Source organism: Paenibacillus wuxiensis (assembly GCF_040195695.1).
Classification (GTDB): domain Bacteria; phylum Bacillota; class Bacilli; order Paenibacillales; family Paenibacillaceae; genus Paenibacillus_B; species Paenibacillus_B suaedae.
Genome location: NZ_JBEFZI010000003.1, coordinates 94443 through 120143, shown reverse-complemented (window position 1 = coordinate 120143; position 25701 = coordinate 94443). Strand labels below are relative to the sequence as shown.

General features: G+C 45.8%; 23 protein-coding genes. All 23 read left to right on the top strand.

Features of this window, described 5'->3' with window-relative positions; translation table 11 throughout:
* Nucleotides 1-2: 2 nt before the first annotated feature.
* The gene (locus ABN764_RS06875; protein WP_172619608.1) at nt 3-266 is read left to right on the top strand and encodes an alpha/beta-type small acid-soluble spore protein; all 264 of its coding nucleotides are present in this window, start codon (nt 3-5) and stop codon (nt 264-266) included.
* Between the two features lie 159 nt (nt 267-425).
* Nucleotides 426-1625: a methionine adenosyltransferase gene (gene metK, locus ABN764_RS06870; protein ID WP_005544758.1), complete on the top strand. Its 1200-nt coding sequence runs from the start codon at nt 426-428 to the stop codon at nt 1623-1625.
* A gap of 163 nt (nt 1626-1788) precedes the next feature.
* On the top strand, nt 1789-5739 hold the full coding sequence (locus ABN764_RS06865) for an Ig-like domain-containing protein (RefSeq protein ID WP_446671410.1): 3951 nt from the start codon (nt 1789-1791) through the stop codon (nt 5737-5739).
* A gap of 223 nt (nt 5740-5962) precedes the next feature.
* Nucleotides 5963-8695, top strand: a complete 2733-nt coding sequence (locus ABN764_RS06860) for a stalk domain-containing protein (protein WP_446671409.1) — start codon at nt 5963-5965, stop codon at nt 8693-8695.
* A gap of 61 nt (nt 8696-8756) precedes the next feature.
* Nucleotides 8757-9917: a sensor histidine kinase gene (locus tag ABN764_RS06855; protein WP_021257134.1), complete on the top strand. Its 1161-nt coding sequence runs from the start codon at nt 8757-8759 to the stop codon at nt 9915-9917.
* Between the two features lie 8 nt (nt 9918-9925).
* Entirely contained in the window at nt 9926-10645 is a 720-nt protein-coding gene (locus ABN764_RS06850) for a response regulator (protein ID WP_021257133.1), read from the top strand.
* A gap of 97 nt (nt 10646-10742) precedes the next feature.
* Nucleotides 10743-11180, top strand: a complete 438-nt coding sequence (locus ABN764_RS06845; RefSeq protein ID WP_268624071.1) for a glycosyltransferase — start codon at nt 10743-10745, stop codon at nt 11178-11180.
* A gap of 274 nt (nt 11181-11454) precedes the next feature.
* Entirely contained in the window at nt 11455-13596 is a 2142-nt protein-coding gene (locus ABN764_RS06840) for a helicase-related protein (RefSeq protein WP_446671408.1), read from the top strand.
* Nucleotides 13589-14491, top strand: coding sequence for a ComF family protein (locus ABN764_RS06835; protein WP_446671407.1), 903 nt, complete (start codon nt 13589-13591; stop codon nt 14489-14491). The genes ABN764_RS06840 and ABN764_RS06835 overlap by 8 nt, the downstream gene beginning before the upstream one ends.
* Before the next feature lie 185 nt (nt 14492-14676).
* The gene (locus ABN764_RS06830) at nt 14677-15090 is read left to right on the top strand and encodes a TIGR03826 family flagellar region protein (RefSeq protein WP_268624068.1); all 414 of its coding nucleotides are present in this window, start codon (nt 14677-14679) and stop codon (nt 15088-15090) included.
* A 259-nt stretch (nt 15091-15349) separates the two neighbouring features.
* Nucleotides 15350-15625, top strand: a complete 276-nt coding sequence (gene flgM, locus ABN764_RS06825; RefSeq protein ID WP_446671406.1) for a flagellar biosynthesis anti-sigma factor FlgM — start codon at nt 15350-15352, stop codon at nt 15623-15625.
* Nucleotides 15626-15639: 14 nt separating this feature from the next.
* On the top strand, nt 15640-16137 hold the full coding sequence (locus tag ABN764_RS06820) for a flagellar protein FlgN (RefSeq protein ID WP_446671405.1): 498 nt from the start codon (nt 15640-15642) through the stop codon (nt 16135-16137).
* Between the two features lie 100 nt (nt 16138-16237).
* Entirely contained in the window at nt 16238-17803 is a 1566-nt protein-coding gene (gene flgK / locus ABN764_RS06815; RefSeq protein ID WP_446671404.1) for a flagellar hook-associated protein FlgK, read from the top strand.
* 14 nt (nt 17804-17817) lie between these two features.
* Complete coding sequence (flgL, locus tag ABN764_RS06810; RefSeq protein ID WP_268624064.1) at nt 17818-18711, top strand: flagellar hook-associated protein FlgL; 894 nt, start codon at nt 17818-17820, stop codon at nt 18709-18711.
* Nucleotides 18712-18722: 11 nt separating this feature from the next.
* Nucleotides 18723-19295, top strand: coding sequence for a DUF6470 family protein (locus ABN764_RS06805; RefSeq protein WP_446671403.1), 573 nt, complete (start codon nt 18723-18725; stop codon nt 19293-19295).
* A gap of 68 nt (nt 19296-19363) precedes the next feature.
* Entirely contained in the window at nt 19364-19789 is a 426-nt protein-coding gene (fliW, locus tag ABN764_RS06800) for a flagellar assembly protein FliW (protein ID WP_268624061.1), read from the top strand.
* 1 nt (nt 19790) lies between these two features.
* Complete coding sequence (csrA, locus tag ABN764_RS06795; RefSeq protein ID WP_268624060.1) at nt 19791-20033, top strand: carbon storage regulator CsrA; 243 nt, start codon at nt 19791-19793, stop codon at nt 20031-20033.
* Between the two features lie 154 nt (nt 20034-20187).
* On the top strand, nt 20188-21018 hold the full coding sequence (locus ABN764_RS06790; protein ID WP_446671402.1) for a flagellin N-terminal helical domain-containing protein: 831 nt from the start codon (nt 20188-20190) through the stop codon (nt 21016-21018).
* A gap of 91 nt (nt 21019-21109) precedes the next feature.
* Nucleotides 21110-21445: a flagellar protein FlaG gene (locus ABN764_RS06785; RefSeq protein WP_446671401.1), complete on the top strand. Its 336-nt coding sequence runs from the start codon at nt 21110-21112 to the stop codon at nt 21443-21445.
* A gap of 17 nt (nt 21446-21462) precedes the next feature.
* On the top strand, nt 21463-22953 hold the full coding sequence (fliD, locus tag ABN764_RS06780) for a flagellar filament capping protein FliD (protein WP_446671400.1): 1491 nt from the start codon (nt 21463-21465) through the stop codon (nt 22951-22953).
* Nucleotides 22954-22984: 31 nt separating this feature from the next.
* On the top strand, nt 22985-23386 hold the full coding sequence (fliS, locus tag ABN764_RS06775) for a flagellar export chaperone FliS (RefSeq protein WP_446671399.1): 402 nt from the start codon (nt 22985-22987) through the stop codon (nt 23384-23386).
* Entirely contained in the window at nt 23373-23720 is a 348-nt protein-coding gene (locus ABN764_RS06770; protein WP_446671398.1) for a hypothetical protein, read from the top strand. The genes fliS and ABN764_RS06770 overlap by 14 nt, the downstream gene beginning before the upstream one ends.
* A 50-nt stretch (nt 23721-23770) precedes the next feature.
* Nucleotides 23771-25701: IPT/TIG domain-containing protein (locus ABN764_RS06765; protein ID WP_446671397.1), on the top strand; the 1931-nt coding region annotated here is incomplete at its 3' end.

Genomic DNA, 25701 nt, shown 5'->3' with positions numbered 1-25701 from the left:
CTATGAGCAAAAAAACGTTAGTGCCAGCCAGCAGAGACGCCCTGTACCGTATGAAATATGAGATTGCAGCCGAGTTCGGACTTCCGGTTTCCCATCACGGAGCACATATTGGAATGGATACAGAGTTCGCATCCGAACTCGGCAGCGTTCCGGTTCAACACACGACTAGTCATGCTGATTGGGGTACCTTATCTTCACGTGATGCTGGTTCGGTAGGCGGCGAAATAACAAAACGTCTCATTGCCACCGCACTGCAGCAAAAATAGGTAATCCAACTTTTGACGCTTTCATTGACAGGACCGGACAAATACAGTAATATGATTTTTCGAAGGCTGCTATAACAACCTTTTCCATTCGGGAAAGGTTCATTTTTTGTTTAGGCTGCTCATGGGAGAGCCATATTATAGGTTAGGAGGTCGAGTCCTATGTCATTGAAAGGACGCCACTTGTTTACGTCCGAGTCCGTTACTGAGGGACACCCGGATAAAATATGCGACCAGATTTCGGACGCGGTATTGGACGCCTTTTTGGCGAACGACCCGAATGCTCGGGTTGCATGTGAAGTATCCGTAGCCACGGGATTAGTTCTCGTCATAGGAGAAATCAGCACAAAGGCAGATTATGTTGACATTCCATCTATCGTACGCAACACGATCAAAGATATCGGGTATACGCGCGCCAAGTATGGTTTTGATTATAATACCTGTGCAGTATTGACCTCGCTTAACGAACAATCTCCAGACATTGCTCAGGGGGTTAACGCTGGCATTGAAACACGTACTGAAGATGCCAAGCAAGAAACCGAGAATATCGGTGCAGGCGACCAAGGCTTGATGTTCGGCTTTGCAACGAACGAAACGCCAGAACTTATGCCACTTCCGATCGCATTGTCACACCGTATTGCTCGTCGTTTGTCCGAAGTACGCAAAGACGGCACATTGCCTTACCTTCGTCCAGACGGTAAGACACAAGTGACGATTGAATATGATGGAGATAAGCCAGTACGTGTAGATACGATTGTTGTGTCCACACAGCATGCTGAAGATACAACATTGGAGCAAATCCAACGTGATATCAGAGAATTAGTTATTACTCCAGTCGTTCCTAGCGAATGGCTCGACGATAAGACGAAGTACTACATCAACCCAACTGGCCGCTTCGTAATCGGCGGACCACAAGGTGATGCAGGTTTGACTGGGCGTAAAATCATCGTGGATACGTACGGCGGATATGCACGCCATGGCGGCGGAGCGTTTTCCGGCAAGGATCCAACGAAGGTTGACCGTTCTGCAGCTTATGCAGCGCGCTATGTTGCGAAGAACATCGTAGCAGCTGGCTTGGCTGACAAATGTGAAATCCAATTGGCTTATGCCATTGGTGTAGCAACTCCAGTATCCATTAACGTGGACACTTACGGAACAGGCAAAGTAAATGAAGAGAAGATTGTTGAACTGATTCAATCTCATTTTGATCTTCGTCCTGCAGGCATTATTAAAATGCTTGATCTGCGCAAACCAATCTACAAGCAGACTGCTGCTTACGGACACTTTGGCCGTACAGATTTGGATTTGCCTTGGGAACGTACAGACAAAGCAGATGCTCTGCGTGAGCAAGCGGGTTTGTAATCTAACCCTTTATTATTTGAGCGCTTATACAAGACCTCTTTCTAGGCTATCAGGCTTAGGAGGAGGTCTTTTTTGCGTACCGGTGGTGATGAATCTAAACTATTTCCTCCTTTTTACCGACAAATAGAGTACAACTGTCTTCGGAATGAAAGGAGCATATAGAATGAAGAAATGGATTGCGGCTACAATGGCCTTTGTCCTTTTTTTAGGAGTGTTCGGATGGGGAGGTGTGCCCGAAGTGCACGCAGCTACCCCTCTTGCGATAGTCAGCTCATTGCCAGCTAACGGTGCGCAGGAAGTCTCGATCAATCCATCAAGCATACAATTTACGTTCAACGAAAAAGTATCCATGACGAATGGGTACATTACGGTAACGAACGAAAAAACAGGAGCACAGCAGCGCTTTGCTGAAACAAGTTCGAATGGAATCGGAAAAATAGTAACAACTGATAACGTAACATTCCAGCTGGAAGGGTTGCAGCCTTTTGAAGCAGGAACAAGATATGTTGTAAAAGTTGATGGAAAGCTCTTTTTGGGCGAAGCCTCTAGAGAGCTTTCCACATTTACAGAATGGGCGTTCTCAACTAAATCCCAGCAGGAAGCGGCATCATTCTCGCCACAAGGCCAAGGAATTGCTTTGCCTGCGGATGCGCAAATTACGTTTAGCCGTCCTATCCAAGCGGGCCAGGGCAGCATCAAGATTAATAAGTTCAGTGACAATAGTGTCGTGAAGACAATCGCTGCGAAGGATTTCGTAGTGAATGGACTTACAGCAACGACGAAACTAGATGGATTAGAAGCTGGAACAGCGTACTATGTCACGATGGATGCAGGTGCATTTCTCGATTTGGATGACGGAACTCCCGTAGCAGGCTTCTCAGGCAAGACGTATTGGAACTTTACAACGACGCCTGGTGTGGATACAAATCCACCGAAAATAACAAAGCGCTCGCTGGATGGGACAGCTGTGCCCCCGCAGACGCGCTTGGAACTTACATTCGATAAGTCTGTCTATCAAGTGACAGGCAATATTGTGATTAAATCAGATGGACGCCAGGATATTGTGCTCCCTGTTACCTCAGCGATAACGGGAGGCGGCTCTGCGGTTATTCAGTCCACGAATGTTCTGTCTTTAGAACCAAATCGCACATATGTAGTCTCAATACCGAAGGGAGCATTCCGAGATGCTGCTGGTAACCTGATGGATGCTGTGGAATGGACGTTCCGAACGCAATCAACGGATACAACCGCACCAACGATAGTCAGCTTCGATCCATCGTCCGGCAGTGTGTCTGTACCGGCGAACAAGACGCTAATTATAACCTTCAGTAAACCAATCGTGTATACGGGCAAAGGCGTGGATTTGCGGCGCAAATCCTATTCCTATTCTGAATCAGCCAGTGTAAACGTACGCAATTCGAAGGAGCTGTGGATTTACCCTGCCTCTAATTTGCAGGAAAATACCGTGTATACGGTCAGCATTGCAAGGGGAGCCGTTAAGGATGCAGCCGGCAATGAATTTGCAGGTTTGTCTGAATGGGCATTTTCTACGGCAATTACGGATCGGAATCCACCAGCAGTAGAAGATGTGACGATGTACAACAACTCGTTAATTCAAATTCGGTATAACAAGACACTGGATAGCAACGCGAATCCGCCTTCCAACGAATTCACCGTACTAGTGAATAACGAGGAGCGGCGTGTCAGCAGCGCGTATACGTCTAGCAATTATGTCTATGTGTCACTGGAGAGCGGCGTTGCAGTAGGTCAAGACGTCAAGATTAGCTATGCGGCACGCTTCCGCATGGTGCGTGATACGGTAGGCAATGTAGCTTCCAGCTTTAGCTCCCGTGCCGTTGAGAATAAGGTAGATACGACGCTGACGAAGCTGCGTGATGGGTATATTTCCGGTTCTACTTTATATTTATATTTTACAGATTCTCTGAAAAGCGTTTCTTCCTATGCAGACGGTCAATTTACCGTCACATATAATGATTCCACTGTAGGAATTGATAAACTATCGCATAACAGCAGCTCTTCTACCGTGACCTTGTCATTAAACCGTTCGGTATCGAACGGAGATGTTGTCAAGGTCAGCTACACGCCAGGAAATTATCCACTAGAGGATACACGCGGCAGTAAAGTAGGAACGATCGATGGGTTCTTCGTGCGAAACAGCTATGACAATAAGCCGCCGGAACTGACAGAGGTGACGGTGCTTGGAACGAAGTTGATTCTGAAGTACAACAAACCGATGGATAAGAACAACATTCCAATGAAAAACCAATTCTCTGTACTCGTGAATGAGAAGGCACGTTACGTCACGAAGGTTGAGATTAAGGAAAATCGGGTGGAATTGACTCTGCAATCGGCGGTATCGAAAACAGATAATGTAACCGTATCGTATGTGAGAGGGAATCCGCCGCTGCGCGATTGGAATTACAACTATGCTTCCAACTTGAACCTTGTATCTGCTTCGAATTCGACTGATAGCGAAGCTGCGACTGTCCAATCGATAACCTGGAAGTCCCCTTCAATCATCTTGACGTTTAACAAGCGGCTTGCATCGATGTCGGCGTCCTATTATCCGCAGTTTCTGGTCACTTCAGGCAATCAGGCGATGAGTATTAAACAAGTTACAGTCAGCGGAACGCAAGTGACGATCGAGTTAATGTACCCGCCAACTGATGGAAGCAACTTAAGTGTGACCTACAATACAGGTTCCAAAGCACTTCAATCAGAGGCTGGAATTGAAATCAAGACATTTTCCAACTTAAAAGTAGGAGCAACGGGTACAGGCACAGGTGGAACAACAGCAGGGTCGCTGGATAGCTATTTTGTGAAAAGTGACAAGGACAACTCCTTCGGAGACTATGCGTATGTCTTGCTTCAGAATACAGCTCAAATTACCACTGACCGGACAAGCAGCGGAGTAACGGTCAATCGTTATACGCTTGATACTACTAAGGTGAAGACGGCATTTGAGTTTGCAGGCCAATCTTTGGATTCGGATAAGCAGCTTCGATTCGAAGTGCCATCCACAGAAGCGGGTGCGCGGGTTGTAGTGCCGTTAGCAGCTTTTGAAAAAGCATATTCGCGAACGGATGCGATCTGGTTTACCGTGAAGTATAAGGAAGCTGTATACGGAATATCGCTTAATCGCGATACGATGAGCAAAATCATCCAAAGAACGCAAGGATCAATCACGAATTCTTCGCTTCTCTTTGAAATCGATCCGGTCAATGAAACAGCGACGATTACGAACGAGCTTGCAAGTGCGCAAGCAACAGCAATGGTGAAGGCTTATCAATTCTCGCTGTTCAGTGTAGTTAACAGTGGTGCGGGTAGCGCGCTGAATATCGATACCGTTGTAAAAATGAAGTCTTCGCAGTCAGTAACTGCCGGCCGGGCAGCATTAGTAGAGTGGATGAAGAATTACTCGAAATTAGGATACTTGCCAACCAAGGTGTCTCGTGCAGGATTAGATACCGTAGCCATTACGAACATGGTGGGAACAAAGATTATTCTCTTTACGGTAGGGAAACAATCCTTCATCGATTTGCAGGGACATTGGGCGCAAGCGGATGTGACTGCCCTCGTATCCAAAATGATTATGAGCGGACGCAGCACAACCAAGTTCGAGCCGAACAAGCCGATTACGCGCGAGGAGTTCGCAGTCTCGATTTCACGAGCGCTAGGTCTTGAACCAGATAGTGAAGCTGTCAATCGTTTCCGCGATGTGAATCAAGGTGATATGACCGGAGCCTACATTGGTGCGGCCATCCGTGCAGGTGTAATTACGGGCTTCCCAGATGGAACATTCAAGCCGAAGCAATTTGTGACACGTGAGCAGATTACGCTTATGATGGTTCGTGCTGCACAAGCAGCGGGATATCGCATGTCCGCTGCATCGACAGATGTGCTGAAGTCATTCAAGGACAATAAGGAATTTACCCGTGCAGGCGCAACAATCGTGGCACAGGCCGTACAGGATGGACTCATTCAAGGGGTTAGCACGAACCGCTTCCAGCCTAAGGGCTCAGCAACACGTGCACAGGCAGCCATTCTACTAGTTCGATTATTGAAAAAAGTAGATTATATTACGTTGGATTAATAAATAACAAGAAGGAAGTCCTGTCTACTAACGGCGAATAGCCCGGAAGGCAGGGCTTCTTTTGTTTTCATCTTGGCTTTGATCAGGCATTATATCGTAAAATCCACCAAATACGTAACAAAATCGCAACTTTTTGTCGATTTTGGTAGTCTATATAATAGTAGAGTTGACACGCGAACATATTGACATTTATACATAATAGGACGAAATGGGAGAGAGACACATGGGCAAATCAAATCAAACTGTCCGCCACATCAACACAAGACGGATGGGGAAAAAGGCGGCAGCAGTAGTGCTATCCAGCGCACTGTTCATTCAGCCTGCATTTGGATGGGGAAACTATGTTTATGCGGATGCACCAATAGATTCGACTAGTGGGGATACATATGCAGCACCATTGAATTCATTGCAAAAGCTCAGCGAAGAGATACTTACCTCAGGTGCTAGATTGGTTACCTACCAATACGCGCTGCAGCGGGGCACGAAAACGTATAAGACTCGAATGAATGTGATTGAGGCCGACTTAAGCAATCCCTATATTAAGCTGGATGTCATGACAGGGAAGGACGGCAAGACAGCTACCGGGAACCCAGTTACGAAGATGACGAAGGAAACTGGGGCAGTTGCTGGTGTAAACGGGGACTATTGGATGATGGGCTCCGACCAAGTTCCAATGGGAGGTTCCATTTCAAAAGGAGAGATGATTACAAGTCCTGCGGAACTTACAGGCATGTATGCTTTCGCCGTAACGAAGAATGGTACGCCTACCATTGATCAATATCGCTTCACAGGAAATGTGGCCTTGGCGGATGGTCAATCGTTCCCACTGTCAGGCATCAACAAGATGAAATATGATAAAGAGCCTGGAAAACAGCATAGTCATATAAATGCGATGTACATCTACACAAACGCTTGGAAAGGAACGAAGCGGCCGAATGATACGACGACAACGCCTACCGAAGTACTTGTACGCAATGGGGTCGTAGAGCAAATCTCTGATATGGGTGCTCTGCCAATGGAGGTTCCTGAAGATGGCGTTATTTTGCGTGGACACGGGCAGGCTGCTGAATTCATGCGCCGTACCATGCAGGTAGGTACATCTCTCAAGATTGATTACAAACTGTTGTCTCAGACGACGGGACAAGCAGTAGATCCATCCTCCTTCCAAATGATGATAAGCGGTCATACGCTGCTCGTTGAGAACGGCAAGGCTTCCAGCTTCACGCGTGATACGAGCGGCATTAGTGGCAGTGGTGTAACGGCTCGTACAGCAGTTGGCTATTCGAAGGATGGACGTTATGCCTACATCGTAACAGCTGAATCGAACAGTGTAAGCTCTGGCTTTACATTGAAGGAATTCCAGCAAGCGCTTGTACAGGCGGGTGTCTGGAAAGCGGTGAATCTGGACGGCGGTGGTTCCACAACGATGACGAATCGGCCATTAGGCGATTTCGATACGAAGCTGACACATGAAACCAAAGAAGGAGGTAACAATGTCCGTTCTGTTGTCAACGGTCTCGGTGTGTTCACGACAGCTCCAGCAGGCAAAGTGAAGGGCATGACCCTAAGTGGAGAAAAAACGCTATTTATCGGGCAGCGTGCAACATACAGCATGAAGGCCTATGATGAGCATTACAATCCGGTAGATGCTTCTAACTTGGATGTGAAATGGAGCTCTGCGGACGGCAAGATGAAGTGGGATAAGGATGCCTTCGTCGCTCAATCCTCAGGCAAGGCTACCATTGTAGCTACATCCGGAGGAGCGAAAACGACTGCAGAGGTAACGATCATCGGAGCGAAGGACTTATCAAGCCTGCAAATCGCTACCGGCTCAGCTCAACTAAGTGCCGGCGCAAGTGTTCCTGTTCCCGTGAAGGCTACCTTGCTGAATGGCAATCAGGCGACAGTACCTTCATCTGCTGTGAAATGGGAGATTCGCGGCTTCAACGGTAAGGTTGAGGATGGCGTGCTTAAAGTGAATTCGGTCCCAGAAGGAACGAAGATTGGCTATGCCATTGCAAGCTATGATGGCTTGAGAACAATGATACCTCTGACACTTGGATCGGAGAAATTAATAGAGAATTTCAATCAAACAAATATGGGTGTCTCCTTCTCTGGATTGCCGAAGGGCAGCACGAAGGGGCAAGTCAGCATCGAAGGCGGATTTGGCGGCCGCGGTGTGAATGACAAAGTATTGAAGCTGTCCTATGATATGAATGCAGGCGGCAGCGCTGATAAGTTTGCCTATGCAGAATTGAATGGTTCTACAGGCATGGAACTTCCTAATGGCACTAGCGGTTTGAAGTTCGACGTCTATGGAGACAAGAGCTTTACCAATTTGCGACTAGAGATCCATGATGCCAACAAGAAAGCTCACTATGTAAATGTAGCAGAATCGATTAATTGGGAAGGTTGGAAGACGGTAGAAGTTGATTTATCGTCACTGGGTATTTCTTATCCAGCTAAGCTGAAACGATTGTATTTGGTCAACTTCAAGGAAGATCAGGACGAACGTGCAACAGAAGGAACAGTGGCATTTGATAACTTGATCGCACAGCTTCCCGCTGGTTCATCGGATATTTTCCCTACAGCTACAATGAATTTGACTGTGAACAGCAAGTCTTCCACGGTGAACGGCGCTGTGAAGAAGTTGGACGTGGCACCAATCGTGTTGAATGGTTCTACCTACGTTCCGGTACGAGTTGTACTCGATGCGTTTGGGGGAGAGGCGCTCTGGAACGGTCCAGCGCAGACGGTTACGATTATGCGCGGCGAACGTTTCCTTGAAATGATCGTGAACCAAAAAGCATTCGTTCGCAACGGCTCTCGACTTGCATCGGATGTCGCACCTATTATTCGACAAGGACGGACTTTAGTCCCGCTTCGCTTCGTATCGGAACAATTAGGCCTAACTGTAAAATGGGAGCAAAATACGAAGTCCATTACTATCCATTGATGTGGTATCATTAAGGATGAAATTCCATTCATCCTTTTATGAACGAGGAGACCGAACGTTAGTGGATAATCAAGTCGATGTCATTGATCGCGTCATTAAGAACGCCATCAAAGTGATGGAAGAGAGCAAATATCAGATTTACGAAATATTGGATTCGTCTCGGAATGAAGCGATTGCTATGAACGCAGAACTGCAGATGGTTATGGATCAGACTGCTGAAATTTGTGATAAGGTGGACGAGCTGGAGCGGAACTATCGTCTAGCTCGTCTGCGTTTGACAGATGTGAGCCGTGATTTTGTCCGGTACACCGAGGAAGATATCAAGCAGGCCTATGAAAAGGCGACGCAGATGCAGCTTGAGCTGATGATGTATCGGGAGAAGGAAGGTTACCTGAAGACACGGCGGGACGATATTCAGAAACGATTGCGCGCGATTGAGGGCTCTGTGGAGCGAGCAGAGACAATTGGCTCTCAGATGAGCGTTGCGCTTGAATATTTATCCGGTGATTTGAGTCAGGTAACACGTATTTTGGAATCCGCCAAAACTCGGCAGCTGCTCGGATTGAAGATCATTCTGGCACAGGAAGAAGAGCGGAAGCGGATCGCGCGTGAGATTCATGACGGCCCCGCACAATCCCTTGCTAATCTAGTGCTTAGGACGGAAATTGTAGAAAGAATGCTAAATAAGCAGGAATTTGAAATGGTGCAGAACGAAATAGTAGATTTAAAATCGCAGGTTCGTTTCGGCTTAGAAGAGATCCGCAAGGTGATCTTTAATTTACGTCCAATGGCATTGGACGACCTAGGGCTTGTACCGACTCTGCGTAAATTTATACATGACTATGAAGACAAGCACAGAATTAAGACTTCATTCGAGGTTAGAGGGCTGGAACGCCGGCTGCGCTCAGCAATGGAAGCAGCGATTTACCGATTGGTCCAGGAGGCTTTCACCAATGCAGCGAAGCATGCGCATCCTTCTTACGTTACATGTGAATTGACGTATGACGAAGAGGAAGTACGTGTGATCGTTCGTGATAATGGCTTTGGTTTCAAAGTAGAGTCCCTGGAAGAAAAATCGAAAGAGCACGCTCATTTTGGCCTCCTGGGCATGCAGGAGCGGGTGGAGCTGCTCGAAGGCCGTATGGAAATTCATTCGGCGGAGAACCGTGGAACTCGCATCGTGATACAAATTCCGACGAATGTGGAGAAGAGAGAGGAGTAAGCAACCTTATGGAGAATCGTAAGAAGGACATAGAAACAATAAAAGTACTCCTTGCTGACGATCACCAGCTCTTTCGTGAGGGCTTGAAGCGTATATTGAATATGGAGGACGATCTGGAGGTCATCGGCGAATGCGGAGATGGCATTCAGGTGCTGGAATTTTGCAATAAGGAAGTGCCGGACGTTGTTCTGATGGATATTAATATGCCGATTGAGAATGGCGTGATTGCCACAGAACGATTGCGTGATATTTTTCCGGATGTAAAGGTGATCATCCTTTCGATACACGATGATGAGAGCTACGTATTCGAAACACTGCGCAAAGGAGCCTCTGGCTATCTGTTGAAGGATATGGAAGCTGAGTCTTTAATTAATGCTATTCGTTCGGTTGTAACGGGGTATGCTTACATCCATCCGAAGGTAACGGGCAAGCTTATTCAGCAGCTTCGACGGATGACACTGCTGGACGGCAACGGAATCGTGAGCAGTCAATCGAGAGATGCAGGCGTGAAGTTCATTGCTGCGGAAGATAATCCACTGACAAGACGTGAAGCCGAAGTACTTCGCTTGATGGCGGAAGGCAAGAGCAACAAGATGATTGGTGAATTCCTATTTATTAGTGAGAAGACCGTTAAGAATCATGTCAGCAGCATCCTGCAGAAAATGGAGGTTGATGATCGAACCCAAGCGGTCATCAATTCCATTAAGAACGGTTGGGTAACCTTATAGCACACCGTCCCTAGAACTGAATCACAAGGCTAGCTGGCGTTTGTCCGTCACCTCGGCATCTATTGCGGCATACACTTGGTAGTAAGGAGGTGGCCGCATGATCGCAATGCTATGTTGGATTGTGGGATGCTTCGGACTCGCGGTAGCAGCCGTTCATCTGGCTCATCAATGGAGGAAGCTCGTACGCGGCGCTAGACCTGCGCCTTGGATGCATGTCGTGCTTGTGACGGAAAATGATGAACGCCATATCGAATGGGTGATTCGTGCGTATAGTTGGTTTGCTTGGCTGAAAGGACGCAAGCTGCATTTCACGTTTGTCGATAGCGGTTCCACGGACGCTACGTTTCCAATTGCTTCACGTGTAATGAGCGGCTACGATGTGAGTTGGAACTTACTTGTGATTCAAAGGAATGAGCTTGAGGCAACACTGCAAGGATTGAAGCAGCGAGCAGCGGAAGAGACATTAATTGTAATTGAGCCACGGAGTACAGAAGATTGGCGGAAAATTCCCTTCAAGGCTCGAAGTGCCTTGTGAGCGGTGTTGTTCGGGGAGATATGGAATATATTGAACCGAGAAATACTACAAATACAGTTAAATTTGGGAAGTTTATTGAAGTTTAGGGTTGTCAGAATCCGTCGATTCGTATACAATTTTATACAAATACGATAAGGCGCTGGGCATGAAGCACATGCCACCCGATTCCACGGGTGGGGTGTGCTTTTTTTGCGTAATTTGAGCAGATGCGCATCCAGATATCAAGCAGCAAGCATGCTCCGGTGAGCCGTATGGCGAAGGAGAGGGAATAGTCATGCAAGTAAGAATTTATGCCGTGCGCACGGAGTACGGATGGCACTCGGGCATCACTGTAGATTGGCGTATTGATGTACGCTATTGGTTAGCAGGGGAAGGGAGCCTGTCCCGTGGGTCGAAACTCGTTGTTTTGCATCAGCAGCTGCCGATTCAAGTTGGCATCGCTGTGCTGGAACATTTCAAGCCAAGCGAAGCTATGGAGCGTTGGGGAGAGCAGGGCTGGGTTCGTTATTTTGCTGATATTCTTTCCCCGTGTGTGGAGGAGTTTGAAGAAGAAGCTAAGCGGAGGCTGATGCAGGAGCACCTAGCTGTTGCGATTATCGAAGCGCCATATTCGGAGCCAACCTCCAAGCTGTTCGTCATGGAAGAGCAGAAGCCTATGTATCGGGTCGCAGACCAATCCGTAGCCTATGCAACAACACAATGGGATGCGAATTCATCTGGGCTGTCTGCTTCTTTCCTTCGGGAAGGTGTGTCTCAGGCAGGAGTATGGTCCGCATTGCATGCTGATGCTTATCGTATCGCCTATGGAATTTGTGGTCGATTGCTTTTGGATGAAGAATTGATTCAATTCCTGCGGGATGCGGGAGCGGAACATTTAATTGCGAGCAGATATTCGCTCATCCAGTGGGGGTTGCTGCATGGCTGGGTGGAGCTGAGGGCAGGGATGTCATTTACTCGCCGGGATGACGACGGTAAGCTGCCTACTACTACTAGCCGTATTTCCCCGCTGAAACGAGTCTTGCGATCCCTCTATAAAGCCTCGGTTACGATTTGCTGCGGACGCTGTGGGGGTTCAGAGGGTTTAAGCAGTTCCACTTGCTCGACTTGCCATTCTTTACAATGCTGGACGTGTACACAATGCTTGAATGTGGGGCGCTGCCGATCTTGTGCTATTTTGATTGCTGGCAAGCTGTATCGAGGTGACGACAGTGCCGCAGCGCTTATTTCGAATCGAGAGGAGCAGTTAGAGAAGTGGGGGCTGGCTCCAGCACAGTTAGAGGCGAGTAGACAGGCATTGAATTATATTGATGGAGTTCGTGCGAGGAACCAAGTTGTTAGGCTGTCTGAGATGAATACATCTGGAAGTAGAAGTACGGTACAGGGAACAAGAGGCAATTTGCGTAAGGGCGCCTTTTTATTATGGGCCGTAACTGGGGCTGGAAAGACGGAGATGATTTTTCCGCTCGTGGAGGACACGCTGCTGCATGGTGGACGTGTATTGATTGCCACGCCGAGACGTGATGTTGTACTGGAATTGAAGCCTAGGATAGAGAAGGCGTTTCCTGCACAGAAGGTCGTTACGTTGTATGGAGGCAGCCCGGAACGGTGGCAAGATGGAGATATTACTATCGCGACCACCCATCAGCTGATTCGTTTCGAGGAGGCCTTCGAATTAGCTATTATCGATGAGCTGGATGCATTCCCTTATCATAATGATCCGATGCTGCAGCGTACAGCAGAACGCGCTTGTACGCCCGGGGGTGTGTTCGTCTATTTATCCGCGACACCGCCAGAGGCGATGCAGCAGAATGTTCGAAGAGGCAAGCTCTCTCATGCTAGGGTGCCAGTGCGTTTCCATCGTCATCCACTTCCTATCCCGATGAGAATCACAATGCCTTCGGTTGCTCAGTGCTTATCTGCACATGGGCTGCCAGCACTACTGCTGGCACGCATGAATCATTCGGTAAGTAGAGGTGCCCAGCTGTTTGTGTTCCTTTCTCGTATTCGTCAAGTAGATCCGCTTGTACGTCTGCTGCGCGAACGTATTCCCGGTGTCCATATCGATGGAACGTCAGCGGCAGATGAGAGCCGAGGGGATAAAGTAATTCAATTTCGAGAACGGAACATTCGTGTGCTCGTCACGACAACGATTCTGGAACGAGGTGTGACGGTACCGATGAGCGATGTATTCATTCTTGATGCAGACGATCGCTTGTTCGATGCAGCTGCACTAGTACAGATGGCGGGCAGAGCAGGGCGTTCGAAGGATGATCCTGCAGGATTGGTCGTGTTTGGCTCCCCGCAGTGGAATCGATCACAGCGGTCAGCAGTTCGGCAAATTCGGGACATGAATCGGATTGCAGCCAGAAAAGGATATTTGTTGTCAGGAGCGGTCAGGAGACAGCGGATTGGGTAGAAGAATGAGATGGGGTGACTTGCTGGAGAAGATATATGGCGGGATGCTTAGTCCGAGTCAGCAGGCATGTATCATTTGCAAAAGATCCATTCGGATGAACGATACAGCTCTACGTCCACTTTACCCCTACGAACAGAGCCTTATGTCTCTGGTGTGCTATAAGTGTGTCAATTTAATCCCATGGATTCGTGAATTAGGCTGTGCATATTGCGGGCGAGCGATTCGCTGTCCAGATTGTCAGCGTCATCCTTTGCGAAATGATGGTCTAAGAGCCAATCGAAGCGTGGTGCGATATGACGAACAAATGAAACAATGGCTGTCTCAGTATAAATTTAAGGGAGATCGGGTGTATGAACTGGTCATGGTCAGGATGATGCAGCTTGCCTATGAACCGCTGCTGTCCACCGTGTGGGAACGGCGACCAAGCATTAGAGGTGGTGGGATCCCTTCGTTGTTCCAAGGCAGGCGGGAGGCGATTCTGCCAGATCTCATTACATTTGTACCAACTACTCTTGAGCGTATCCAAGTTCGCGGATTCAATCAGGCAGAGCAATTCGCACGGGCGCTGGGCAGAGAATGGGGAAGGCCAGTCGTAGAGCTTTTGGCGCGCACACAGGATGCAGAGAAGCAGAGCAAGCAATCTCGAATAGGCAGGGGGCGAAGCATATCTAATGCGTTTGAGCTGCATCAATGGGCGGGGAGAAGCTTGCAGGAGGTCTGGAGTGCTTGTAAGGCAAGAGAAGGGGGGGGTGTGGCCGAATTGCGTCTACTTCTTATTGATGATGTATACACAACGGGGAGTACTTTAAGAGCCTGTTCACGTCAACTATCGTCCTTATGCAAGTATCTTGACTGTCCGGTCTCGATTGTCAGCTATACGTGGGCGAGGGCGTAAAAGAAGGGGAATGCAGTACGACAACCCGTCTAGGGGATGAGCTGCGGCCCCAGTTTGCAGGGGGCTACTTTAGCCCTGCTCTAGCCTCTGAGTGATGGGGCAAGGTTTATGGATAAAAAATTTCTCGTCATCTGCCGGATATTGATATATGATGAAGAAATGAAGCATCGAAGGAGGCGAATGACATGGAGCTGAGCAATTGTCTGCGCTGCGGAAAACTTTTTGCCAAGGCATTCCGTGATCTCTGTCCAAACTGCTTGAAAGAAATCGAACAGGAGTATGAACGCTGTGTTGCTTATCTGCGTGAAACGCGTCAAGCCACGATGCAGGAGCTGAGTGAAGCAACAGAAGTAAGCGTTCGTCAAATCACGCGTTTTATTAAAGAAGGACGCATTTCCACATACCAAGCACCGAACTTGGCGTATGAATGTGAAATTTGCAGCCAGCCTATTCGCGAAGGGAATATGTGCGAATCTTGTCGAAGTCGCCTTGTGAAGGAGCTTACACAGACAGTAGTTGGTGCAGAAGAGGGGAAGGAAGCTCCTCGCATAGGGGATGGCGCCTACCGGGTCATTGATACGAAGCGGGATCGTGAATAATTCAAATTTGGAGTTTGTCAATAACAAAACTCTCTGTAATGAGATTTTTTAGATTAAGTTCATAATATTCATGACAATACATCTAAATAATTCTTGACACTGCGCCGATAATCTTAGTAAAGGTTATCGGCTTTTCTTATTGATAAGATGGAATGAAGCAGTAATGGAGCAGTCAATAGGCAAGATTGATGATGTAATGAGTGCTTCATCAATGATGGATAACGATATAAGTTTGTCTTATGGAACGAGGTGAATTGGGATGAAAATTAATGAAACACAGCGTCTTGGCGCGGTCCAATATTATCAGAAACAGCAGGCAATGAACCGTGTATCGCAAAAGCCTTCCCGCAAGGATGAGCTGATCATCTCGACAGAAGCACAGGAAATGCTGGAAGCACAGAACCGGGTACATGATCCTGCACGCAGTGAACGCATTGCAGATTTGAAGAAGGCGGTATCTACCGGAACCTATCATGTGGAAGCGGACAAGATTGCAGAGAAGCTGCTTCCCTTGTTCCGTAAAGAGAACGAATGAGTGGAGGAACAAGTGTGAGTGTGCAGCGAATCATGGAATCACTAGCACTTCTGAACGATTTGCACAAGCAGCTGCTTGATATTGCAGAAGAGAAGAAGCAAGTGATCATCAAGAATGATGTGGATGGCTTGTCGCAGCTGATGACGAAGGAATCCAGATTGCTGAAACAGGTTGCGGAGGCGGATGAGGAGCGGCTGCAGGCAGCACAGGAGTTCATACAGGAGAAGGGCATACGATCCCAGTTGAATTTGACGGTGACGGAAATTGCTCGGCTTGTATTCCAGGCTGAGGAACGCGTGGAGCTGCTGAATATACAGCGGGATTTGTCCGATACCCTGCATAAGTTGAAGGAAAGCAATGTCATTATCCAGGAGCTGTTGCAGCAATCTTTATCCTTTGTCGAATATTCCTTGAATCTGTATATGAGCCGTCCAGAGGATGAGGTTGTCTATCAGCATCCAGCACAAGCCAGCTCGAGCACACCGCGCAGCATGTTCGACACAAGAGCGTAAAAGCAAGGATAAAAACAGGTTATAAAGGTACAGCTTTACCTACTAGATAAAAGATAGAAAGCTGAAGTGCGAAGCTACGGAGAAAGTGAGGAAGCGAGCGATGCGTTCGACTTTTCATACATTAGAGATTGGTAAGCGGGGCATTATGGCCCACCAGACGTCCATCAGCACAACAGGTCACAATATTACGAATGCGAATACGCCAGGGTATTCCCGTCAAGTGGCAAGACTAACGGCTGCACGTCCGATTGATTATCCCGGTATGTACAACTCGTCTAGAAACCCGAATCAATTGGGGATGGGCGTTGAGGTAGACAGTATTCGCCGCGTACGCGATTTCTTGCTGGATATTGAATATCGCAATCAGAATACGGTTCATTCCACATGGAAGGTGAAGCAGGAGACGCTTGGCAACATTGAGGGCGTATTCAACGAACCTTCCGATAATAGCTTGGCGAAGAGTGTATCTGAGTTTTGGAATGCTTGGCAGCTGTTAAGCAAAAATCCAGGCAATTCCGATCTCTCTGCACGCACCGTTGTACAGCAGAAGGCAATTGCATTGACGGAGACATTCAATCATATTTCCAACCAATTGAATGTACTTGAGAATAACTTGACTGAGCGAATCAACGTTAAGATTGGCGAAGCCAACAACTATATTACTCAAATTTCGGATCTGACACAGATGATTAAGCGCATCGAAGGTCTTGGCGACAATGCCAACGATTTGCGCGATAAGCGGGATTTACTGGTTGACCAGCTGTCGGGACTTGGCAACGTGAATGTTGTGGAAGGAGAAGACAGCTATCAGGTAACCTTTGGCGGCACGCTTGTGGTCGACAATATGGCGATGACGCAAATTACTGATGGTGACATTGGTGCATTAACAGATGGTGAGATTAAAGGTTACGTGGAATCGAGAGATATCCATGTGGCAGAGTATAAACGTCAATTGGACATCATCGCGAATACGATTGCGAATGGGCCAGTTGAAGTTACCTTGCCAGCGGGCACTATCTTACCTTCAGGGGTATCCATACCAAATGCAGTTACGGATCCTTCAAACCCACGTAAGCTGATGAACGATACGAAGTATACCGTGAATGGTCTTAATGGTTTGCACAAGTTAGGCTATGCTCTGTCGGAGCCTGCGAAGCAAGGCGGAGACTTCTTTGTATCGCAGAATGGTGGACCAATCACTGCTAGCAATTTAAGAGTAAGTGCCGACATATTGAGTGATGTAAAGAACATTGCGGCATCGATGCGTACAGAAGTACGTCAAGGTCCAAATGGCACTACGCAAGAAGTTCCGCTGCAAGGTAACGGCGATATGGCTTTGCTTATTTCCAGCTTGGCGGAGAAGGTATATAGCTTCTCACAACCAGGAGCAGTTACGAAATCCGCGACGATTAACAGCTATGTGCAGTCGGTCGTAGCGCAGCTCGGTACGGATGCCGATCATGCAACGAAAATGGTAGAGAACAGCTTGCTGCTTGCGGATCATGCGGACAGCTTGCGTCAAGCAGTTAGCAGCGTATCGATGGATGAGGAAATGTCGGATTTAATTAAATTCCAACATGCATACAGCGCTTCATCCCGAATTATTACAACCATGGACGAAATGCTGGACAAGCTCATTAATGGCACCGGCGTCGTCGGCAGATAAGGAGGAAAAGTAACATGCGTATAACACAATCGATGATGAGCAGTTCCATGATGAAGAATTTGCAGAATAACTATAAGCGTCTGGACAAATATCAAGAACAGCTCATGACGAACCGCCGCTTGAACCGCCCTTCTGATGACCCTGTCGGCGTGGCAAGTGCATTGCACTATCGTGCGGAGATTAGTTCTACGACACAGTTCACAGAAAATGTGGAAGATGCGGATTCGTTTATGAAGTTTACAGATACCGTAATGAATGAAGCTACTCAAATTGTTCAGAAGCTTTCTGAGCTGGCTGTACAGGGTAGTACAGATACGGTCCCCGCTGATGCTCGCGAAAATATTGCGCGGGAAGTGGAGCAGCTTTACACACACTTGGTTTCACTTGGAAATACTCAGTTCAAGGGTAGATATATTTTCAACGGGCAGCGCACAGATCAACAGCCATACCCTGAAGATCCGGCCACTCAACCTTATAGCTTAGATGACGGTGTTGTACAATATCAAGTAGGTGCAGGGATTTATGTCGACGTTAACATGTTAGGGGATAAAGTGTTCGGTAAACATAGCGATTCGGACAATTTATTTAAAATCGTTAATGATATGAAAACAGCACTGTTGAATGATAATTCGGCAGGGGTTGCGGGTGCTATTCCTAAGCTGCAAGGATCCCTTGAAAAACTCGTCATTGCCCAAGCGGAAGTAGGGGCTAAGCAGAATCGTTTGGAATTTACGACGAGTCGCTTGGAGGATTTGAATCTTAATTATATTTCCTTACAATCCAAAACAGAAGACATTGATATGCCAAAGGTAATCACAGAGTTGAAAACAGCGGAGAGCATTTTCCAAGCATCTCTAGACACAATTGCACGTATCTCCCGTCCAAGTCTGTTGGATTTCTTACGTTAGGGTGATAGATTATGAATATCCCTCAAATCCAAATAAATCAACAGTTTTCTAGAATCGGCTTGGAACGTGAAGCGGGAAAGTTAAATATTGAGACACCACCTCCTCAGTTGGAAATTACACAGCAACAAGTAGCAGTAAAATTGGATCACAAAGATGGAAAATTGGAAATTGACTCACGAAAAGCATGGTCTGCCCTAGGGAAAGCCAGATTTGAAGAAGTAACGGATCGAATTGCCCAAGAGTCGCTTCAAATCTCAATGCAAAATATCGCCAATTTAGCTAGTGAGGGCGATCGAATGATGGCATTTCACAACAAAGAAAATGCATTTGCGGAGATTGCGAGAGAGCGCATGTTCAGACAATTTCCAATTGAAATAGCTGGGCCGGCAAGTTACGATAATGTTGATGTGGAATATCATCCAGGTGAATTAAAGACGGAATGGAGTCCTGGTGGAGTTCAATTTAGCTTTAAGCGCACGGAGCCTAAGATAGATTACTATCCGGGAAAGGTAAACCCGTACTTGATTCAAAAGAATTATATTTTCTTCTCGAGTAGTGGTAAACAATTGGATGCAGTAGTATAAAGAGTATGAAATAGCTATATAGAACGCTTGATGTTCTTTATAGCTATTTTATTTTGGGAGGGACAAGGATGAAAGTACAATCGGCTCGATTTGGCTTAATGGATATTAGTGAAACGGACATCATCTCGTTTCAGAAAGGTATTTTAGGGTTTCCGGAATCTAAGAAATATGTATGGGTACATAATATTGAACCTGATTTGCCGATAGAATGTTTGCAGAGCACATCAGATGAACATATATCGTTTATGATGGTAGATCCCTTTTTATTTGCTCTTGAGTATGAGATTGACTTGAGTGAAGACACTAAGGAATTGCTGGGCATCGTAAGGGAGGAACAGGTCTTGGTACGCGTGATATTGACCTCTAGACCGGATAACCATACAACGATCAATCTAAAGGCTCCTCTTATCATGAATATGGATAATAACCAAGCTGCACAAGTCATACTAGACGGGCCGCAATATCAACTGCAATATCCGATAGGGAGGGGATAAAATGCTGGTCCTAACCAGAGCCAAAGGTCAGAAAATAATGATTGGGCAAGATATTGTCTTAACGGTGGTAGAAGTGAACGGAGATCAAGTAAGACTTGGGATCGAGGCACCCTCAGATGTTTCTGTCTACCGAGAAGAAATATACCAGAGCATTAAAGAGCAGAATGAACTAGCCGCAATGTCTGATATATCCAAGGAACATCTTCAAATAATAGGGGCCATGCTGCAGAAAAAAGTTGAATAAAAGACGATTTTGCTATAAACTTCGACAAACTATTACCGATATATAAGTTAGTAGGTCAGGCGGATGATTCTATCGGCCGAAGAACAGACGCTGACCAATAGGGTGTAAGCAAGGAAGCGAGCACCATAACACGATTCCAGGGAGGAAATTAACAATGCGTATTAATCACAACATGGGTGCTTACAATGCACACCGCCAATTGACTAACAACAACACTCAACAAGGTAAATCTTTGGAGAAATTGTCTTCTGGATTCCGCATCAACCGTGCTGCTGACGATGCAGCTGGTCTTGCAATCTCCGAGAAAATGCGTAACCAAATCCGTGGCTTGGAGCAAGCTTCCAAGAACTCTTTGGATGGCATTTCCTTGATTCAAACTGCTGAGGGTGCATTGAACGAAACTCACGCTATGCTTCAACGTATGTCTGAGTTGATGGTTCAAGGTGCGAACGAAGTGTTGACAACTTCAGATGCTGCTAAGATCGATACTGAGATTAAACAATTGTCTGCACAAATTGACTCCGTTGCTGAGCAAACACAATTCAACCAAAAGAAACTTTTGGCTGATGATGTTACACTTACGTTCCAAGTTGGTGCTAACGAAAAAGAAACAATCGCTGTTGACCTTAAGAAAGCAGACGCAGCGACACTTGGAGTTGCAACTTTGACTGATCTTGAGAAAGTTGGCGCTGGAGAACTCAACGCTAAAGCTACAGATAACTTGACGAAGATCCAAGAAGCAATTAACAAAGTATCCGGGCTTCGTTCTAACCTTGGTGCTGTTCAAAATCGTCTGGAGCACACTATCAACAACTTGGGTACAACAGCTGAGAACTTGCAGGCAGCTGAATCCCGTATCCGTGATGTAGATATGGCGAAAGAAATGAGTACCTTCACGAAGAATAACATTCTTAACCAAGCTGCAACAGCAATGTTGGCGCAAGCTAACCAGCAGCCACAAGGTGTTCTGCAATTGCTCCGTTAATTCGGGACAAGGCCGGCCGGTTTTCCGGCCGGCTTTTTTTATGCTTAGAGTATTTTTTACTTATTCTATGTAGAAGCATGAGGTGGAATTAATGCGGATTGACTCTGTTCAACCGGTATTGTCCATGTTCCCTTCAGGCAATTCAGATTCGACTTCACATGAGGCGGGCATGACGACAGAGCTGGCAAGCACTGAGGTTAAGAAGAAATATACAGTAGAAGAACTTGTAGATAAGTTCAACAATGCGATGCAGGGAAATCAGACTCATATCAAAGTTAAGATGCATCACAACATGAATGCCATCATGGTAACGATTGTTGACAGCAACACAGATGAGGTTATTAAAGAAATACCTAGCGAGAAAATGCTGGACATGATGTATAACCTTTGTGTAAAGAATGGTCTGTTTCTTGATGAAAAAATTTAAGTGAGGAGGAGAAGATTATGCCAATAGGTGGACCCATTCGTGTGAGTGGTTTTTCATCTGGTATGGACATCGATAAGCTCGTAAGCGATCTAATGAAAGCAGAGCGACTTCCACTGGATAAGCTGCATCGTCAAAAGCAGTCTCTTGTATGGAAGCGAGAAGAGTATCGTTCAGCCAATACGACAATGCTCGCGTTGCGAAATAGTGTTACGGACTTGCGAATGCAAGGTGAATTTACAAAAGTAAAAGTTACTTCTTCTAATACTAATGTTGCAGATGTGTTGTCAAATAAACCTACTGCGACTGGTGCCGTAGTAGAAGTGAAGAATCTAGCTACTGGAGCATTAGTAATTGGTGACCCTGTTACTCATGATCTAAAAGACCCAGTTAATACGAGCGGAACGTTCACGATTCAAAAGAAAGATGGAACGAATGCAACAATTACCGTGACGGCAGGCACTTCAACAGTTAAATCGATTGTTGATGATATAAATGCTGCCTCAGCTGATACAGGTGTGCGTGCGTATTTTGATGAGAATACGAAGCGATTCATGCTAAGCTCTACGGAGTTGGGCAGTGCTGCAAAAGTTACTGTCGGTGGTACTGGCTTGAAAAGCATACTTAATATGGACGCTGCATCGGTCGCTGGTACAGATGCTGTATATACCATTAACGGCCAAAAAGAAATTACATCGTCTAGTAATAATGTCGATATTAATGGTATCTCGCTAGCCTTGAAAGGCACGGGGACGATTACGTTGGGCACGAATGTAGACCGAACTGGTGTTAAAGAGAAGATTAAGGACTTTATAGCTAAATATAATGATTTAGTAGACAAGTTCTCTGAATCTACTACGACTCGCCCGAACCGCAGCTATCAACCGCTTACTGATGCAGAGCGTGAGGCAATGTCAGACAAGCAAATTGAACAGTGGGAAAAGAAGGCGAGACAAGGAACTCTTTATAGTGATGATTTTCTAAAGAGTGCTTTAAGTGAGCTGCGAGTGGCGTTCCGAACTCCTCTAACAGGTGTGGGCAAGGATGATATTAAGCTTCTTTCAGATATCGGTATTAAGCAGTCTTTGGACTATAAGAAGAATGGTAAGCTCGAAATTGATGAGGCTAAGTTAGACGAAGCGCTTAATACAAAGTTTGATCAAGTAGTTACACTATTTACTAAAACATCAAACACAAAAGCAGACTCAGCTGCTAATACGGCAATTAGACGAAGTGAGCAGGGGTTTGCAGAACGTGTTTACGAAATGGCCACGAAAAGAATTGATAGCATAGGTAAGAGAATAGGCTCTTCTTCTGTGTCCATGGAATCTATGGATGAAAGTTTAATGGGTAAAGAACTAAGAGCATTAACCCGTAAGGAGTCAGACATTAAGGGGCGCCTTATGGATATTGAAAATCGTTACTATAAGAAATTTACTGCAATGGAAAAGTCGCTTCAGGGGTTGAACAATAAAGGAAGTTGGTTATCGCAGCAGTTAGGCGCAATGTGACGCAATACAAGATTGACTGATGGAGAGATGAATGATGATGTATAACGCTAAGCAGCAAGATCAGTATTTGAAAGTGAAGGTAGAGACAGCTAGCCCAGGTGAATTGACTTTGTTGTTATATCAAGAAATGGTCAAGTCCCTGCTGAAAGCGAAACATCTATTTGCTCAGCAACAATTTGAGGAAATGAATCGCTTCATATATAAGACAAGAGATATAATTAATGAGCTTACAATCACATTGAATATGGAGCATGCGATCGCTCGAGAATTATATGATTTGTATATGTTTTATCAGCGTCATTTGAATGATTTCATGATTCAACGTAATGAACAGTTATTAGATGATGTGCTGGAATTCTCTAAAGAGATGGTGGAAACGTGGAAAGAGGCATTATTAATCGTTCGGAAGAGTGGACAGCATGTTACTGTCTGAGAATGCGAAGGATCGGGTAACAGCGTTACTTGTGAAACTCAAGGACTACTATATAGAGATCCTTAAGGAGCCTTCTTTCGAAGCTTATGAACAAGTTTCTTCCTATATCAATGAATGCTATGAAGAATTGGGCAGGTACACCATCAATCCTGAACACAAAACTGATTTGCAAGAAATTCAGCGTTATCATCATCAACTCATAGATATTATTCAATTCGAACAGTCACAATTACGCAACAAAATGGATTTGCTAGATAGGAAGCAAGCCGCAAATAATCAATATCAACGGTATCAAGCTACCCAGGAATCCTTTTTCCTGGATAGAAAACAATAAACAACTAAGGGGGAACTACCGTGCGTTTATTTAGGTCCAGATGGCTAGCAATGTTGCTTGTATTTGTATTAGCATTTACTAGTTTGCCACTAGCAACAATTTCAGCCGCAACAGGAACTCATACGGTATCTGTTAACAAATCAGCAGCGGCACAAATGAAAGAAGGCGAGGAAGCTGAAGTTACCTTGCAAGTAAAAGGAAGCCCGCCAGTTGGTTATGTAAAGCCAAATGATGTGATTCTCGTTATCGACCGTTCGGGGAGTATGGGGGCTGGTCATGCTCCAAACAACGGCGAAGATAAAATGAAAAATGCAAAAGAAGCAGCACAACATTTCGTCAATATGCTTGAGCAGACGAAGATGCTTGACCCAACGAAACACCAAGTTGGTATAGTTGACTATAGTAGTTCAGCTAGCACTAAGCCTTTATCTACAAATGCTCAAGAAATTAATGCTTACATTGAAACTTTAGCTGCAGGTGGCGGTACAGCCACTCATGATGCTATTGCTAAAGCAAGAGAAGAATTGAAAAATCGTCGTTCAAATGCACAACCAGTTATTGTATTGATGACGGATGGTGCAGCGGACTCTTTCCCAAAAGCGCTTCTCGAAGCTGAAGCTGCAAAAAATGAAGGTATTGTTTTCTATACGGTTGGTTTATTGACTCAAGGTGGCAAAGATAACGAGAGCATAAAGCAACTAATGAAAAACATGGCTACAACTGAAAAGCATCATTACATTGAATATAGCTCTGAGAGATTGAAACAAGTCTATGAAACAATTTCGAAAGAAATCGGTATTGCAAGTGCCTATAACGTAGTGATTGAGGATGTTGTGTCTCCTGAATTCGAGATCGTTCCTGGATCGTACGAACATAACATTCCTGCACCAGTAGTAGCAGGTAATAAAATGACTTGGAAGTTTAATGAGCTGAAAGAAGAGTTATTAACACTTACATTTAAAGTTAAGCATAAACAAAATGGTTCCATTGGAAAGCTTTCTCTAGGGGAAGGCCCGATCCAAGTAAGTTATAAGAATCATTTGGATCAACAGCAAAATTTCCAAGTGAACCAGCCGACTATCGATGTATCTCTTTATGGTCCCGAAGTAACATCTATTGAGCCTAACCTAGGTGCTAGCAAGGGTGGAGAAACGATTACAATTAACGGTAAAAACTTCAAATCTACATCTACTGTTTCCTTTGGTAATAACGCAGTAGCAAATGTAGAGTTTGTAAGTTCGGAAAAGTTGGTTGTTACAGCTCCAGCCGGTCAAGCAGGAAAGGTTAATGTTACCGTAACTAATCCAGATACGCAGAAAGCTGTAGCAAACCAAGGTTATGAGTACCTGCATCCAGTGCCTGTACTTACGAGCATTACGCCTAATAAAGGTGATATGGCAGGTCAATATTACGTAACGATTGCAGGGGAAAACTTCCACAGTGGTTCGGTCGTTAGCATTAACAACGTTCCAGCTAGAACTGTATTTATTACCAATAAAGAACTTGGTGTGCTAGTTCCAACAAGTACTGTACATGGTCCTGTGGCCGTGAAAATTGTTAATGGCACTTTGTCTGAAGTAACGGCAGAAGGAGCATTTACATATAATGCGCCGCCAGTTCCTGACAAACTTGAACTTATGAAAATTGCTCCAGACAATGGAGCTATGGCAGGTAACTATTACATTACACTTACTGGCAAAGGTTTTACTAAAGACTCTAAAGTATTTATTAGCAATACAGAGGTAAGAACGGTATTTGTATCTGCGACAGAGTTGAGCGCATTGGTACCATCAGCGCAAACAGCCGGAGCGGTAGATGTCAAAGTATCGAATGGTGCAAACAATGAAGTAGTTAAAGCAGCTGGCTTCACATACAACGCACCGCCAGAACAAAAAACACCAACAATTACAAGCATTACTCCAGACAACGGAGCAATGGCGGGTAATTACAAAATTACAATTGTAGGTACAGAATTCCACAA

Bases quoted from the DNA above. Each gene is read 5' to 3' on its own strand.
- ABN764_RS06790 (WP_446671402.1), top strand. From the start codon at position 20,188: ATGCGTATTAATCACAACATGGGTGCTTACAATGCACACCGCCAATTG.
- ABN764_RS06805 (WP_446671403.1), top strand. From the start codon at position 18,723: ATGAATATCCCTCAAATCCAAATAAATCAACAGTTTTCTAGAATCGGC.
- flgL (WP_268624064.1), top strand. From the start codon at position 17,818: ATGCGTATAACACAATCGATGATGAGCAGTTCCATGATGAAGAATTTG.
- ABN764_RS06845 (WP_268624071.1), top strand. From the start codon at position 10,743: ATGATCGCAATGCTATGTTGGATTGTGGGATGCTTCGGACTCGCGGTA.
- ABN764_RS06865 (WP_446671410.1), top strand. From the start codon at position 1,789: ATGAAGAAATGGATTGCGGCTACAATGGCCTTTGTCCTTTTTTTAGGA.
- ABN764_RS06840 (WP_446671408.1), top strand. From the start codon at position 11,455: ATGCAAGTAAGAATTTATGCCGTGCGCACGGAGTACGGATGGCACTCG.
- fliW (WP_268624061.1), top strand. From the start codon at position 19,364: ATGAAAGTACAATCGGCTCGATTTGGCTTAATGGATATTAGTGAAACG.
- ABN764_RS06860 (WP_446671409.1), top strand. From the start codon at position 5,963: ATGGGCAAATCAAATCAAACTGTCCGCCACATCAACACAAGACGGATG.
- fliD (WP_446671400.1), top strand. From the start codon at position 21,463: ATGCCAATAGGTGGACCCATTCGTGTGAGTGGTTTTTCATCTGGTATG.
- ABN764_RS06770 (WP_446671398.1), top strand. From the start codon at position 23,373: ATGTTACTGTCTGAGAATGCGAAGGATCGGGTAACAGCGTTACTTGTG.
- ABN764_RS06830 (WP_268624068.1), top strand. From the start codon at position 14,677: ATGGAGCTGAGCAATTGTCTGCGCTGCGGAAAACTTTTTGCCAAGGCA.
- flgK (WP_446671404.1), top strand. From the start codon at position 16,238: ATGCGTTCGACTTTTCATACATTAGAGATTGGTAAGCGGGGCATTATG.
- fliS (WP_446671399.1), top strand. From the start codon at position 22,985: ATGATGATGTATAACGCTAAGCAGCAAGATCAGTATTTGAAAGTGAAG.
- ABN764_RS06875 (WP_172619608.1), top strand. From the start codon at position 3: ATGAGCAAAAAAACGTTAGTGCCAGCCAGCAGAGACGCCCTGTACCGT.
- ABN764_RS06785 (WP_446671401.1), top strand. From the start codon at position 21,110: ATGCGGATTGACTCTGTTCAACCGGTATTGTCCATGTTCCCTTCAGGC.
- metK (WP_005544758.1), top strand. From the start codon at position 426: ATGTCATTGAAAGGACGCCACTTGTTTACGTCCGAGTCCGTTACTGAG.
- ABN764_RS06850 (WP_021257133.1), top strand. From the start codon at position 9,926: ATGGAGAATCGTAAGAAGGACATAGAAACAATAAAAGTACTCCTTGCT.
- csrA (WP_268624060.1), top strand. From the start codon at position 19,791: ATGCTGGTCCTAACCAGAGCCAAAGGTCAGAAAATAATGATTGGGCAA.
- flgM (WP_446671406.1), top strand. From the start codon at position 15,350: ATGAAAATTAATGAAACACAGCGTCTTGGCGCGGTCCAATATTATCAG.